The sequence below is a fragment of the Hymenobacter yonginensis genome (assembly GCF_027625995.1).
In the GTDB taxonomy this organism is placed as follows: Bacteria; Bacteroidota; Bacteroidia; order Cytophagales; family Hymenobacteraceae; genus Hymenobacter; species Hymenobacter yonginensis.
In genome coordinates, this window is record NZ_CP115396.1 from 1,968,231 (window position 1) to 1,982,593 (window position 14,363).

At 63.1% G+C, this 14,363-nt stretch carries 9 protein-coding genes and 2 tRNA genes; 7 read left to right on the forward strand and 4 right to left on the reverse strand.

What is annotated here, in order from left to right; all coding sequences use genetic code 11:
* Positions 1–20 precede the first annotated feature (20 nt).
* On the reverse strand, positions 21–869 hold the full coding sequence (locus O9Z63_RS08690) for an MBL fold metallo-hydrolase (RefSeq protein WP_270128908.1): 849 nt from the start codon (positions 867–869) through the stop codon (positions 21–23).
* 155 nt (positions 870–1,024) lie between these two features.
* Entirely contained in the window at positions 1,025–1,972 is a 948-nt protein-coding gene (locus tag O9Z63_RS08695) for an acetyl-CoA carboxylase carboxyltransferase subunit alpha (RefSeq protein ID WP_270128910.1), read from the reverse strand.
* Between the two features lie 251 nt (positions 1,973–2,223).
* Here O9Z63_RS08695 and O9Z63_RS08700 point away from each other — a divergent pair.
* The 7 genes from O9Z63_RS08700 (at position 2,224) to O9Z63_RS08730 (ending at position 11,415) form a co-directional block, all read left to right on the forward strand.
* Positions 2,224–2,297, forward strand: a tRNA-Asp gene (locus tag O9Z63_RS08700).
* Positions 2,298–2,674: 377 nt separating this feature from the next.
* Complete coding sequence (locus tag O9Z63_RS08705; RefSeq protein ID WP_270128911.1) at positions 2,675–4,300, forward strand: DUF6377 domain-containing protein; 1,626 nt, start codon at positions 2,675–2,677, stop codon at positions 4,298–4,300.
* Between the two features lie 371 nt (positions 4,301–4,671).
* On the forward strand, positions 4,672–6,780 hold the full coding sequence (locus tag O9Z63_RS08710) for a glycoside hydrolase family 97 protein (RefSeq protein WP_270128912.1): 2,109 nt from the start codon (positions 4,672–4,674) through the stop codon (positions 6,778–6,780).
* Positions 6,781–6,904: 124 nt separating this feature from the next.
* Positions 6,905–8,329, forward strand: coding sequence for an alpha-amylase family glycosyl hydrolase (locus tag O9Z63_RS08715; protein ID WP_270128913.1), 1,425 nt, complete (start codon positions 6,905–6,907; stop codon positions 8,327–8,329).
* A 264-nt stretch (positions 8,330–8,593) separates the two neighbouring features.
* Positions 8,594–8,667 (forward strand) — tRNA-Asp (locus O9Z63_RS08720).
* A 290-nt stretch (positions 8,668–8,957) separates the two neighbouring features.
* Positions 8,958–10,277 (forward strand): DASH family cryptochrome, encoded by a 1,320-nt coding sequence (locus tag O9Z63_RS08725; protein WP_270128915.1) that lies wholly within the window; start codon positions 8,958–8,960, stop codon positions 10,275–10,277.
* 388 nt (positions 10,278–10,665) lie between these two features.
* A complete protein-coding gene (locus O9Z63_RS08730; RefSeq protein ID WP_270128916.1) occupies positions 10,666–11,415 on the forward strand; it encodes a GAF domain-containing protein in 750 nt (249 codons plus the stop codon).
* 27 nt (positions 11,416–11,442) lie between these two features.
* Here O9Z63_RS08730 and O9Z63_RS08735 read toward each other — a convergent pair whose 3' ends face one another.
* Both O9Z63_RS08735 and O9Z63_RS08740 read right to left on the reverse strand, forming a co-directional pair.
* Positions 11,443–12,384: an ADP-ribosylglycohydrolase family protein gene (locus O9Z63_RS08735; protein ID WP_270128918.1), complete on the reverse strand. Its 942-nt coding sequence runs from the start codon at positions 12,382–12,384 to the stop codon at positions 11,443–11,445.
* An 11-nt stretch (positions 12,385–12,395) separates the two neighbouring features.
* The gene (locus O9Z63_RS08740) at positions 12,396–14,279 is read right to left on the reverse strand and encodes a glycoside hydrolase family 13 protein (protein WP_270128919.1); all 1,884 of its coding nucleotides are present in this window, start codon (positions 14,277–14,279) and stop codon (positions 12,396–12,398) included.
* Between the last annotated feature and the right edge of the window lie 84 nt (positions 14,280–14,363).

Sequence of the window (14,363 nt, forward strand, 5' to 3'; positions counted from 1 at the left end):
CCAAAAGGCGAAAAACGACCTTACAGATCCGACAGTTTGAACGTATCGGCCAGACGCACGCCTTTTTCGGTGTGCTGCACCGTGCAGCACTCGTGGGCGGCATCGTGCTCCAGCACCAGCACCCAGTTTTCGTCGGCGGCGCGGCGCAGCACCTGCTCCTTTTCGGTGAGGGTCTGCAGGGGGCGCACGTCGTAGCCCATCACGTAGGGCAGCGGAATGTGGGCGGCGCTGGGCAGCAGGTCGGCCATGAAGGCCAGTTTGCTGCCTTTGTAGTCGAGCAGCGGCACCATCATCTTTTCGGTATGGCCGTCGGCGAAGATGATTTCCCGCACAGCGCCCAGTTCAGCCGGCACATCGGCGGCCGAATCAATAAAGCGCAGGTGGCCGCTTTCCTGGATGGGCAGAATGTTTTCCTTCAGAAAGCTGGCTTTTTCGCGGGCGTTAGGCGTCACGGCCCAGTCCCAGTGGCTTTGGTTGCTCCAATAGGTGGCGTTCGGGAAGGCCAGCTCCAACTGGCCGGCAGCCGTGCGCACCACCGAGCCGCCGCAGTGGTCGAAGTGCAGGTGCGTCAGCAGCACGTCGGTGATATCCGCCGAGGTGTAGCCCAGGCGGCGCAGCGACTTTTCCAGCGTGTCGTCGCCGTGCAGGTAGAAATGGCCCCGGAACTTCTCGTCCTGCTTCTCCCCGATGCCGTTGTCAATCAGCAGCAGCCGGCCGTTGTCTTCCACCAGCAGGCAGCGCATGGCCCAGGTGCACATGTTGTTGGCGTCGGCGGGCACCAGCTTCTGCCACATGCTTTTGGGCACCACGCCAAACATGGCGCCGCCATCGAGTTTAAACAGGCCGGTATCGAGGGTATGAACGGTCATGGGAATTGGGTTGGGAGGGATTCAGTAGGCGAATAAATGAAAAAAGCACGTCATGCCGAGCGGAGCGAAGCATCCCGCCAGTGTAGTAACTGATTGTACCACACTGGCGAGATGCTTCGCTCCGCTCGGCATGACGTGCTTTGGGTGCTTGTGTTCTACTCCAGCACCACGCCCATCGCCGAGAACTTGTCGATGCGCTGGCTGATGCGCTCCTCGTGGGGCAGGGCTTCCAGCTCGTCGAGGGTTTTGAGGATGGTTTTCTTCAGGGTTTTAATCATGGCGGCCGTGTCGGTGTGGGCGCCACCCAGGGGCTCCTTCACGATGCCGTCCACAAGCTTGTTGCCCAGCATATCGGTGGCCGTGAGCTTGAGGGCCTCGGCGGCCTGCTCCTTGTAGTCCCAGCTGCGCCACAGAATGCTGCTGCACGACTCCGGCGAAATCACCGAGTACCAGGTGTTTTCCAGCATCAGCACCCGGTCGCCGATGGCAATACCCAGGGCCCCGCCCGAAGCACCTTCGCCGATGATGATGCAGATGACGGGCACCTTCAGCAGGAACATTTCCTTGAGGTTGCGGGCAATGGCCTCGCCCTGCCCCCGCTCCTCGGCCTCGAGGCCCGGAAACGCGCCGGGCGTGTCAATCAGCGTCACGATGGGCTTGCCGAACTTCTCGGCCAGCTTCATCAGGCGCAGGGCCTTGCGGTAGCCTTCGGGGTTGGGCATGCCGAAATTGCGCATCTGCCGCTGCTTGGTGTTGCGGCCCTTCTGCTGGCCAATGAACATCACCGAGCGGCCGTCGATTTCAGCGAAGCCGCCCACCATGGCCTTGTCGTCGCCCACGGTCCGGTCGCCGTGCAGCTCTACAAACTTCTCAGTCATGCCCTCAATGTAGTCGAGGGTGTAAGGCCGTTCGGGGTGGCGCGAGAGCTGCACGCGCTGCCAGCGGGTCAGGTTGGCGTAGGTTTCCTTTTTAAGGGTCTTGATTTTGGCTTCGAGGGCCGCTACGGCATCCGAAACGTCCACCTGGCTATCGAGCGCCAGCTGTTGCATTTCACGGAGCTTGCCTTCGAGCACGGCAATTGGTTGTTCAAAATCGAGGAGCATTGCCACGGCAGAATGCGTCAGGTTTGCAAAGTGAGAGAAGAAAGCAAAGGTAAGCGAAGCCATGCACACGGCGCACTGCCAGCTGCCGCGGATTTTTGCATTTTTTTTCTCCCTGATAAACAGGCGTCAACACCCGCGTCCGGAAGTTTTTCGCACTTTTTTACCCAGGCCTATTGTGCAGTCCAATCCGGCCCCCTACTTTTGCATCATCAAAACGGAAACGACACATGGTCTGCCCCGCATTGAGAACTGGTTCGGTAGTTCAGTTGGTTAGAATGCCGCCCTGTCACGGCGGAGGTCGCGGGTTCGAGTCCCGTCCGGACCGCAAAGGCCCTTCAGAGAAATCTGGAGGGCCTTTTGCTTTTTCTGGCTTCTCGGTTTGAACGATGTAGAGACGCGACACCTCGCGTCTCGTGGTTGCTGACGTTGAAGCTGTTTAGGAAACAACAGCACGTCATGCAGAGCGCAGCGAAGCATGACGTGCTGTTGATTTTCAAGTTGCTATTGAAGCAATTCCGCTGTGTAGCTGGCGTGGTTCCAGTCGTTCAACGGGGAGACGCAAAATATTGCGTCTCTACATCGTGATGGCGGCGCAGAGTCAATCGTTCAACGAGGAGATGCGAATACGCGTCTCTACACGGCCGGCGGATTTTATTTGGTTGGCGGTAGGCTTGCTGCGGTGCGTGGCGCATCTTTACCCTTGTGAAAATTCTGCTGCTCGTCTGCGTTCTGGTGGGTTCGGCTCTGGTGGGCCGGGCGGAGCCGACGGCGCCTTCTCCCCTGCTGCGCAACCTGCAAACGGCTCTGGCCCACAAAACCCGCTACGACCAGCAGCGGCAGCAGCGCATTGCGGTGCTCACGGCCGCCTTCCGGGCCTCGCCGGCCAACCCGGAGGCCCGTTTCGGGCTGGGGCTGCGCATTTACGAGGAATATAAGGCGTTTCAGTACGACTCGGCGTTTGTGTACAGCCAGCAGCTTACCCGGCTGGCCCGGCAGCTGGATAGCCCCGAGAAAACCGAGCTGGCCCGGCTGAAGCTGGCGTTTATCCTGCTGTCTTCGGGCATGTTCAAGGAAACCTTCGAGGAGCTGAACCGCATCCGGCCGGCCTACCTGAGCCGGGCCGACCGGCAGGAGTTCTACTTCCTGCAGGCGCGCGCCTACAGCGACCTGGGCGACTTCAACCACGACCAGGTGTACCGCCCCGCCTACCACACCCAGGCCCTGGCCTACGCCGATTCGGCGCTGCGCTACAGCCGGCCGGGCTCCTACGAGCAGCTGTCGGTGCAGCAGTTCCGGGCCGTGAAAACCGGGCAGCTGGCGCAGGGCGCGGCGTTGTACCGGCGCATCCGGCAGCTGCCCGGGCTCACGCTGCACCAGCTGGCGGTGAGTGCCAGCACCACGGCCTACATCTACACCCTGCAGGGGCAGGAAGACCGGGCGTTTGCCCTGCTGCTGGAGTCGGCGGCGGCCGATGTGAAATCGGCTACCAAGGAAACGGTGGCGCTGTTTCAGCTCTCGGAGTACTGCTACCGCCGCGGCGACCTGGAAAACGCCTACGCCTTTATTAAGGAGGCGCGGGCCCAGGCCACGTTTTATAAGGCCCGGCAGCGGCAGCTTGAAATCAGCCACATTTCCTCGGTGATTGAGGGGCAGAAAATCACCATCATTGAGCAGCAGCGCCGCTCGTTGCGGCTCTACGCCGGGGCCGTGACGCTGCTGGCGGTGGTGGTGGCGGCGTTTATCGGGGTGATTTGGCGGCAGCTGCGCAAGCTGCAGCGGGCCGGGGAGCTGATTTCGGCCACCAACCACGCCCTGCAGGAGCGCAACGAGGAGCTGGCCCGGCTGAATACGGGCCTGCACGAGGCCAGCCAGATCAAGCAGGAGTATATCGGCTACTACTTCCACAACAATTCCCGCCTGCTCGACCGGCTCGAAACCCTCAAGCAGGCCCTCGATACCCAGCTGGCCGGCAAGCAGTACGGGGCCGTGCAGAAGCTGGTGAGCGGCCTCAACATCCGGCAGCAGCGGCAGGAGCTGCTGCGCGGCTTCGACGCGGTGTTTCTGCGGCTGTTCCCGCAGTTCATCCCGCAGTTCAACGCCCTGTTCCAGCCCGAAGACCAGTTCCACCTTCCCGAAGACCAGCTGCTGAGCACCGAGCTGCGCATCTTCGCCCTCATCCGCCTGGGCATCCAGGACAGCGAGCAAATCAGCCGGATGCTGGGCTATTCCATCAACACCATCTACACCTACAAAACCCGGGTGAAGAACCGCTCCATCGTCCCGAACGAGGAATTCGAAGCCCGGATTATGGCCATTGAGGCGGTGTAGGTTGGGGCGGTTTGAACGATGTAGAGACGCAATATTTTGCGTCTCGTCGTTGAACGGCCGGCACCATGCTGTTTGAACAACGTCAGCAACGACGAGACGCAAAATATTGCGTCTCTACATCGTGCACCTCAATCCAATACTCTTCCCAATTGCTGAAATCGGCTTCAACTCATGCTATATCCCGTCTATATTTTCACCAACTATTTTCAATACAATAAACTATAAATCAAAAACTTAAACCCAATACCCAATTATATTTTCTTGACGCGGGCTTGATAAATTCCGCGGGTGGGCACGGATGGGTTGCTTTGTAGTGTTCCGGGCCGACAGCTGGTCCGGCCACCACGTTCCGCTCCCCTTTTCTAATTCCCATGCGTCAGTATTTCTGGCTGCTGCTGTTGCCGGCGGGTTCGGCGGCGGCGCAGGCCACCGCCCCGCTTACCGTGCAGCTTGCTAACGTACGCCTGCAGGTGGCCCGCAACGCCGCCGGCCAGCCCACCTACGCCGTGCAGTTCGGCTCGAAACCCGTCATCAACACCTCCCGGCTGGGTTTGGCTCTGGCCGACGGGCCGGGCTTCGAGGGGCCGCTGGAAATCACCGGCTCCGAAACCAAGGACGTGGATGAAACCTGGAACCCGGTGTGGGGCGAGGTGAAAACCATCCGCAACCACTACCGCCAGCTCACGGTGCATCTGCGCCAGCCCCAGCAGCCCGGCCGCCGCCTCGACGTGGTGTTCCGGGTGTTTGCCGATGGCGTGGGCTTCCGCTACGAAGTGCCGCGCCAGCCGGGCCTGAGCTACTTCACGGTGCAGCAGGAGCTGACCGAGTTCAACCTGCCCGCCAACCACAAGGCCTTCTGGATTCCGGGCGACTACGACTCCAACGAGTACGCCTACACCACCTCCCGCCTGAGCGAGGTGAACACCACGCCCATCGAGGCCATTCAGCAGAAAGCCTCCCCCCACCGCGTGCAGACGCCCCTGATGCTGAAGGCCGACAACGGACTGTACGTGAACATCCACGAGGCCGCGCTGGTAAACTACCCGGCCATGATGCTGGACGTGGCCCCCGCCACCTACAGCCTGCGCAGCCACCTGGTGCCCTCGGCCACCGGCGCAGCCGCCTACCTGCAGGCCCCCGAGCACACGCCCTGGCGCACCATCGTGGTAAGCGACAAAGCCCCCGAGGTGTTGGCCAGCAAGCTGATTCTGAACCTGAACGAGCCCACGCAATTTCCCACCACCAGCTGGATCAAGCCCCAGAAATTTGTGGGCGTGTGGTGGGAGATGCACGTAAACAAGGCCAGCTGGAACTACGCCGACACCAGCAATATCAAGCTGGCCGGCACCGACTGGAGCCGCCTCCGGCCCAACGGCCGCCACGGCGCCAACACCGCCAACGTGAAGCGCTACATCGACTTTGCTGCCCAGCACGGCCTGCAAAGCGTGCTGGTGGAGGGCTGGAACGTGGGCTGGGAAGACTGGGCCGGCAACTGGAAGGAGGAAGTGTTCGACTTCGTGACGCCCTACCCCGATTTCAACGTCACGGAACTGCAGCAGTACGCCGCCGCCAAAGGCGTGCAGCTGATGATGCACCACGAAACCTCGGGCTCCGTCACCAACTACGAGCGGCGCCAGGATGCCGCCTACCGCTTCATGAAGGAGCATAACTACGCGGCCGTGAAAACCGGCTACGTGGGCCGCATCATCCCGCGCGGGGAGCACCACGACGGCCAGTGGATGGTCAACCATTACAACCACACCGCCGCCCTGCTGGGCCAGCATGAGTTGATGGTGGACATGCACGAGGCCGTGCGGCCCACCGGCCTGCACCGCACCTACCCCAACTGGCTGGCCTCGGAAGCAGCCCGGGGCAACGAGTTCAACGCCTGGAGCACCGGCAACCCGCCCGAGCACGAAACCATTCTGCCCTTCACCCGCCTCATGGGCGGCCCCATGGACTACACGCCCGGTATTTTCCGCATCAAGCTGGAAGCCTGGAACCCCGCCCAGAACAAGGGCCGCCAGGTACACACCACCCTGGCCAAGCAGCTGGCCCTGTACGTGACCATGTACAGCCCCGTGCAGATGGCCGCCGACCTGCCCGAGGCCTACGAGCAGCACCCCGACGCCTTCCAGTTCATCAAGGACGTGGCCGTGGACTGGGACGATACCCGCATTCTGGCCGCCGAACCCGGCGAGTACATCACCACCGCCCGCAAAGCCAAGGGCCGCGAGGACTGGTACGTTGGCAGCATCACTGACGAAAACCCGCGTCAGCAAACCATCAAGTTCGATTTCCTGACGCCCGGCCGGCAATACGAGGCTACTATCTACGCCGACGCCAAAGGAGCCAGCTGGGACCAGAACCCCGAGGCCTACCAAATCCGCAAGCAGAAAGTCAGCAGCAAATCCACGCTCAAGCTGCAGCTGGCCCCCGGCGGCGGCGCAGCCATCAGCCTCCGGCCGATTGGCCGCTAAGCAGTAGCGCGAACTTTGTAGTTCGCGTCCCCGCGCCGTTAGAACGAACCACGCGGCGTGGAGGCGCGAACTACAAAGTTCGCGCTACTACCCCTTTTAAATTCCCACCACTTTCCGTTGCCTTATGTCACTGTTTACCAATGTCAACCGCGCTAGCCTGACCCTGCTGTTGGCGGCCGGACTGCTGGGCGCCTGCAAATCGTCGGGCACCGACGACCCCACGCCTACGCCACCCACGCCGCCGACCAACCCGGGCCCGCCACCAATTCCGCAATACGGCACGCCTTTCGCGGGCGTACCCAACCGCCAGGACGCGGTGATGTACCAGGTGAACATGCGCGCTTTCAGCCAGACCGGCAACTTCGCTGGCGTTACGGCCCGGCTTGATTCCATCCGGGATTTGGGCGTGAACGTGCTGTACCTGATGCCGATTTACCCGATTGGCACCGACAGCAAATCGGTGAACTCGCCCTATGCCGTGAAGGACTACAAGTCGGTAAACGCCGAGTTCGGCTCCCTCGCCGACCTGCGGGCGTTGGTGGACGGCGCCCACCAGCGCAACATGGCCGTAATGCTCGACTGGGTGGCCAACCACACCAGCTGGGACAACCCCTGGATTACGGATCACCCCGACTGGTACCAGAAAAACGCGGCCGGCGCCATCACGCCCGTATCCAACAACGGCACCACCTACAACGACGTGGCCCAGCTGGATTTCAGCAATGCGGCCATGCGTCTGGAAATGATTTCAGCCCTGAAATCGTGGGTGTACACGGCCAACGTAGACGGCTTCCGCTTCGACTACGCCGATTTCCAGCCCAACGACTTCTGGAAGCAGGCCACCGACACGCTGCGCAACATCAAGAGCCACAAGCTGCTGCTGCTGGCCGAGGGCACCCGCGCCGCCAACTTCAGCTCCGGCTTCGACTACAACTTCGGCTTCAGCTGGTACGGCGGCATCTACCAGGTGTACAAGAACGGCGCCAGCGCGGTCAGCAACTTCGACGCCCTCAACAACAGTGAGTACAATGGCGCCTCCGGCACCCAGCAGGTGGTGCGCTACATCACCAACCACGACGTAAACGGCTCCGACGGCACGCCCGTCACCCTGTTTGGCGGCAAGGAAGGCGCCATGTCGGCCTTCGTGGTGACGGCATTATATAAAGGAGTGCCCATGATCTACAACGGGCAGGAAGCCGGCATGAGCCAGGCCATTACGTTCCCGTTCACCAGCGTGAAAGTGCGCTGGGGCCGCAACCCCGACGTGAAGCGCGCCTACCAGCAGCTGCTGGCCGCCCGCGCCGGCAGCGCCGCCCTGCGCGTGGGCACCCCCACGCCGCTCAGCACCCGCAACGTATGCGCTTTCACCAAAACGGCCGGCTCCGAGCAGGCGTTTGTGGTAGCCAACGTGCGTAACACCCCGCAGGTGTACACCCTGCCCGCCAACCTGGCCAACACCACCTGGACCAATGCGCTGGCCGGAGGCTCCGTGACGCTGGACGCCCAGATTTCGCTGTCGGCCTATGGCTACCTAGTGCTGAAGAAATAATCCCGCGCTACTGGCTACCTGGTGCTGAAGAAATAGTGCCACGCTACGCCGTTTGGCCCTCTCACCTCACCACAGGACTAGGCCCGATAAAAAAATAAACATTTTTTTTATCGGGCCTAGTGGGTTTATTCACAGTTCAATACCTTTCAAAAAACCCCTACCCTACGCTGCTAAGGCAGTTTTTTGTTTGCACAGTCAGAATCGGCCTTCTATATTTGCATCATCAAAACGGAAGGACACACGGTCTAACCGGAAAGATGAACTGGTTCGGTAGTTCAGTTGGTTAGAATGCCGCCCTGTCACGGCGGAGGTCGCGGGTTCGAGTCCCGTCCGGACCGCAAAGGCCCTTCAGCGCAAGCTGGAGGGCCTTTTGCTTTTTCTGGCCAGCTGCGCGGCAACCCGCACGTCATTCCGAGCCTGCGAGGAATATCGCGTGCTGCTGTTACCATGGTAATTCTGTGTCGGTCATCCTGTGGAAGCACGCGAGATGCTTCGGCTGCGCCTCTGCATGACGTTCTATCAGCACCAACAGGGCCGCCCGCTAGGAAACGCAGGGAACAAAGGGCTAGGAATCGGGAAGATTTGCCGAGCTGCCTGTTAGCCCCTCAACCAAGCTCCTGTTCGCCCGATGACCGTTCTCTACTGGCTGCGCAACGACCTGCGCCTGCACGACAACGCCGTGCTGACGGCCCTGCCGCCCCACGCCACCACCCTGCTGCCCGTCTACTGCTTCGACCCCGTGGCCCTGGGCCCCGACCCGTATCTGGAGCTGCCCCGCACCGGACCGCACCGGCTGCCGTTTTTGCTGGAAACCCTCACCGATCTGCAGCAGCGCTACGCGACCCTGGGCAGCGGCATTCACTTTGTGGTGGGCCGGCCCGAGGACGAGCTGCCCGCCCTGGCCCGGCAGGTGGGGGCCGAAGCCATCTGGGCCAGCGCCGAGCACACCACCGAGGAATGGGAAACTGAAGATGCCCTGGAAGCCGCGCTGAACCCCAAAACACCCCTGCGCTTCTTCGAAACCCTAACGCTGCTGCGCCCCCAGGACCTGCCCATTCCGGTGCGCAACCTGCCCTATTCGTTCAGCAAGTTTCGGTTTGATGTCTTCTCCAAGATGACGGTGCGGCCCGCGGAGCCCGCCCCCACCCAGCTGCCGCCGCTGCCTGCCGGCTTTGCGCCGGCCGCGCTGCCTAACGCCGCCGCGCTGGCAGCCGCCCTGGGGCAGCCGGCCCCCACCACCCGCCCCCGCGACCGGCGCTCGGCCCTGCCCGCGCTGGGCGGCGGCGAAACCGCCGCCCTGGCCCGCCTGCACGATTACGCCGTGGAGCGCCACCTCATCGGGCGCTACGACGACACCCGCAACCAGATGCTGGGCGAGGCCTTCAGCACCAAGTTTTCGCCCTGGCTGGCCAACGGCAGCCTCTCGGCCCGCCAGATCTGGGCCGCTATCGACGATTATGATGCCGTGCACGGCGCCCGCAGCAAGGGCGTCATGCAGCTGCGCCTGGAGCTACTCTGGCGCGACTATTTCCGGCTGCTGGCCCTGCGCGCCGGCGCCGACTTCTTCCGCTGGCGCGGCCTGCGCGACCAGCTGCCCAAGCCCACCAACCCCGACCGCGCTGTGTTTGCGCGCTGGACCCAGGGCCGCACCGGCCAGCCCTTCGTGGATGCCAACATGCGCGAGTTGGCCGCCACCGGCTTCATGAGCAACCGCGGCCGCCAGAACGTGGCCAGCTACCTCATCCACGACCTGCACCAGGACTGGCGCTGGGGCGCGGCTTGGTTTGAGCACCAGCTCATCGACTACGACCCGGCCTCGAACTGGGGCAACTGGAAGTACATTGCCGGCACCGGCACCGACGTGCGCGACACCGCCTTCGACGTGCCGCAGCAGGCCCAGCGCTACGACCGACAGGGCCGCTACGTGCGCACCTGGCAGCAGCCCTAGCCTACCGCCTGCCCGCTCCTTACCGGCGGCAGCGGCTACGCTGCGGCGCTGGCTTTGCCCTTGCCCAAAAATCAAACGCCCTTCCGGTTATGCCGGAGGGGCGTTTTTCTTTGCGTGGCTGCCCATCCCAGTTTTGCCTGCCTCAGGCGCAGTACGGCACCCCGAACCGTCTTTGCGGCGCGACGGAGAAGGCTGCAACGGCCCGGGATAAGTCCGGTTTACCCGGGCAGATGACCGTTCGGCTGCTGCCGCCGCGGGTTCGTCGCTGCGGGCCCGTTTTCCGTCGAAAACGCGCTAGGGCCGACCAGCATCCTGAGTATATTCTATCCAAGAAGCCGCTCCGCTATACCCCAACCCGGACTTTCCTGCCTGGCTCACTATCACACCTATGCCCGACCTCACGACCCTGTTCCCAGCCCAGGAACAGCAGCGCCAGCAGGCCCTGCAGGAGCTCTACATTGCCGGCACGCCTCCGGAAGAGCTGTTTGATGATCTGGCCGCCCTCTCGGCCCTGATCTTTGATACGTCCATCAGCCTGATTTCGCTGGTCACCCGCGAGGCGGTGTGGTTCAAGGCGCAGGCCGGCCTGCCGGGGGCGGTGTGGCTGCCGCGGCAAGACAGCCTGTGCTCGGTGGTAGTGCTGCGCGGCGCCACCACCGTGTTCGAGAACCTGGAGCAGCCGCCCTGCCAGCTGGTAAACCAGGCCGTGGCGCGGGAGCTGCAGCTGCGCTTCTACGCCGGCAGCCCCCTGCTCACGCGCCAGGGCTACGCCATCGGGGCGCTGTGCGTGCTCGACCAGCAGCCGCGCGTATTTACCACCGAGGAACAGCTGCTGCTGCGCCAGCTGGCCCGGCTGGTGATGGGCACCATCGAGCTGCGGCTGGTGGCGCTCTACCATCCGACCGGCCCGCCGCCGGCCCTGACCAGCGCCTTCCGCTACCTGGGCACCACCGTCGACCGGATTGCCGGGCAGCTGCCCGTCGCCGGCAAGGCCACATCCGACAACTACCGCCTGATCGGCCGGATTCTGGCCGATACGGAGCAGGTGCTGGCCGGAGCGCAGCAAACGCTGGGCGCCCCGGCTACGGCCCGCACGGCCCTGGCCGTGCAGCACCTGCTGTCGGCCCGCCCCACCTGAGGGCCGGGCCAGGCAGAATCCAGACAGCTACCGGGCGGTCATGCGCCGGGCCAGGTCCTCGATATCGGGGCGGCGGGCCAGCACGGCCAGCCACTCGGCCGGAATGGCGGCTTCGCCATAGTACAGGCCGGCCAAACCGCCGGTTACGGCCCCGGTGGTGTCGGTGTCGTCGCCGAGGTTGACGGCGGCCAGCACGGTTTCGGCAAAGGTTTCGTGGCGGAGCAGGCACCACAGGCTGGCTTCCAGGGTGTGCATGACGTAGCCGCCGCTTCGGATCTTCTGCTCCTGAAAATCAGCCAGTTTTCCGGTTAGCAGATAGTCGAACTGCGCTATTTCCGGTTCTGGAACGCGCAACTCCCGCAGCTGGGCCGGGGCTTCGGCGCACAGTTGGGCGTAGGCCTCGGCCGGGGCCCGGCCGGCACGCAGGTGGCGGGCCACTTCCAGGTACAGCCAGCACGCCACCGCCGAGCGAATATGGCCGTGCGTGACGGCCGAAGCCTCCCGGATCAGCTGAAACCGGGCGGCTGGCTGGGCCTGCTCCTGGTAGAAAGCCAGCGGCAAAATCCGCATCAGGGCGCCGTTGCCGTTGCTGTATTCGTCGGTGCCACCCGCCAGAATTAGGTCAGGGTCGGCTTTGAGCTTCTGCAGGGCCTCGCGGGTGGTGATGCCGATGTCGAACACGGAGCCGTGGGGCGTCCAGAAGTTTTTGTAGTACCAGCGGACGCAGTTTTCGGCCAGCTTGCCCACGGTGTAGCCGTCGGCAATGGCTTCAGCCAAACAGAACGTGAGCGAGGCATCGTCGGACCAGGTGCCGGCGGGCTGGTGGTGGGTGCCGTAGGCGCGCATGTGCACCACGGGGTCGTGGCGGCGGGCAGCGCGGCTCTGGAACTCCACGGGCACGCCCAGCGCGTCGCCCACGGCCAGACCCAACAAAGCGGCGCGGAGCTGGGCTTCGGAGGTATCTATCATAGAGGTGAAGGTTACTTCATCAGCTCCAGCACCAACGCCGTTTTGGCGGGCAGCTGCAGGGTTTTCAGGTCGGAAATGGTTTCGCCGGTTAGCACGTTGCGGGCTTTGGTGAAGCCGGCCATGCGTTCGGAGAAGCGGGCGGTGGGCAGGCTGGCGGCTTTATCGGTGGTGTTGGAGGCTACCATCACGGTGCCGGCGTCGGCGTAGCGGAAGTACACGTACTGGCCGTTTTCGGGCAGGTACTGCATCAGCTGGCCGGAGCTGAGCACCGGGTGGGTGCGGCGGTAGTTGGCCAGGGTGCTCACAAAGCGGAAGGCGTCGTTTTCGGCCTCGGTGCGGCCGGCGGCCGTGAACTTGTTCTGCTGGTCGCCGGGGAAGCCGCCGGGGAAGTCGCGGCGCACTTCGGCGTCGGAGGGGTCCTTGAAGTTTTTCATCAGGATTTCCGTGCCGTAGTACATGCTCGGGATGCCGCGGGTGGTCAGCAGCCAGGTCAGGCCCATCTTGTACTTGGCCACGTCCTCGCCTACTTCCGACAAGAACCGGTTATGGTCGTGGTTGTCGATGAAGGTGACGAGCTTGGTGGGGTCCTGGTACACGGCGTCCTGGGCCAAGGCCTGGTACACGCGCTGGGCGCCGTTGTCCCAGCCGGTGGCACCCGGCGTACCCACTTCCTTCAGGCCGGCCAGCATGGCGTTTTCCAGCACGAAATCGAGGCCGCCGGGCTGGTTGGACTTGAAGGGAAAGTCAATCTTGTTGCGCACGTAGTAGGCCTGATCCACGATGCTGGTCACCGACGATTCTCCGAAAATGTGAATCTTTGGGTACTCCTGCAGCAGCGCCGCGTTGCAGCGGTTCATGAAGGGCTGGTCGTTGTACATGTAGGTGTCGATGCGCCAGGCATCCACCCCGAAGTTCTCCACCGTCCAGAGGGCGTGCTGGATCAGGAAGTTGGCCACGTAGGGGTTCTGCTGGTTGAGGTCGGGCAGGAAGGGCACAAACCAGCCGTCGAGGGTCACTCTGCGGTCAATCTGGGCGGCGTGGGGGTCGGTGATGGGCTGCTGGCGGTAGCTGGTGTTGGTGTACGTGGGCCACTGGTGCAGCCAGCTTTTCATGGGCAAGTCCTGGATAAACCAGTGATTGTTGCCGATGTGGTTGTACACGGCGTCCTGCACCACTTTCAGGCCCATGCCGTGGGCTTTCTGCACGAAGGCTTTGTAGGCCGCATTGCCGCCCAGGCGCTTATCCACGGTGTAGTGGTCGGTGAAGCCGTAGCCGTGGTAGGCCGAGCGTTTGGCCCCGCCTTCGTCGGTGAGGCCCTGGTTGTTTTCGATGACGGGAGTAAACCACACAGCCGTCACGCCCAGCTCCTTCAGGTAATCGAGGTGCTGGCTGGCCCCTTGCAGGTCGCCGCCGTGGCGCAGGAAGGGCTGGGCGCGGTCGGAGCTGGGGTCGGCCATATCGGCAAACTTGTCGTTCGAGGGGTCACCGTTGGCAAACCGGTCGGGCATGGCCAGGTAGATGAAGTCGGCCTGCGTTACGCCCTGGGCTTTCACGGCGTTGTCGCGAGCCTTAAGCTCCCAGTTCTGGGTTACGGTTTTCGCGCCCTTCTTGCCCACCAGCGCCACCTGCCCGGGTTTGGCCGTGGGCGCAATGATGAGGTCGAGGAAGGCGTAGTTGGGGTTCTCGACGGTGTTGGTTTTCACCAGCTTCACGCCGGGGTAGTTCACGGTGTAGGTGAGCGTGCCGGCCTGGGGGCCGTACACCAGCACCTGCACGGTGTTGTGCTTCATGCCCACCCACCAGTTAGTAGGGTTCAGGCGGGTGATGGACTGGGCCGCGGCGCCCAGCGGCAGCAAAGAAGCCGCCAGCAGCAGCGTATAGAGCGTTTTTTTCATGGGAATAGTGCGTGAGAAACCAGGCAACGGCGTTAGCAGGCCGGAAGTTATTGGTTTCGGCGGGTACGCCCACCGGCCCGGCAG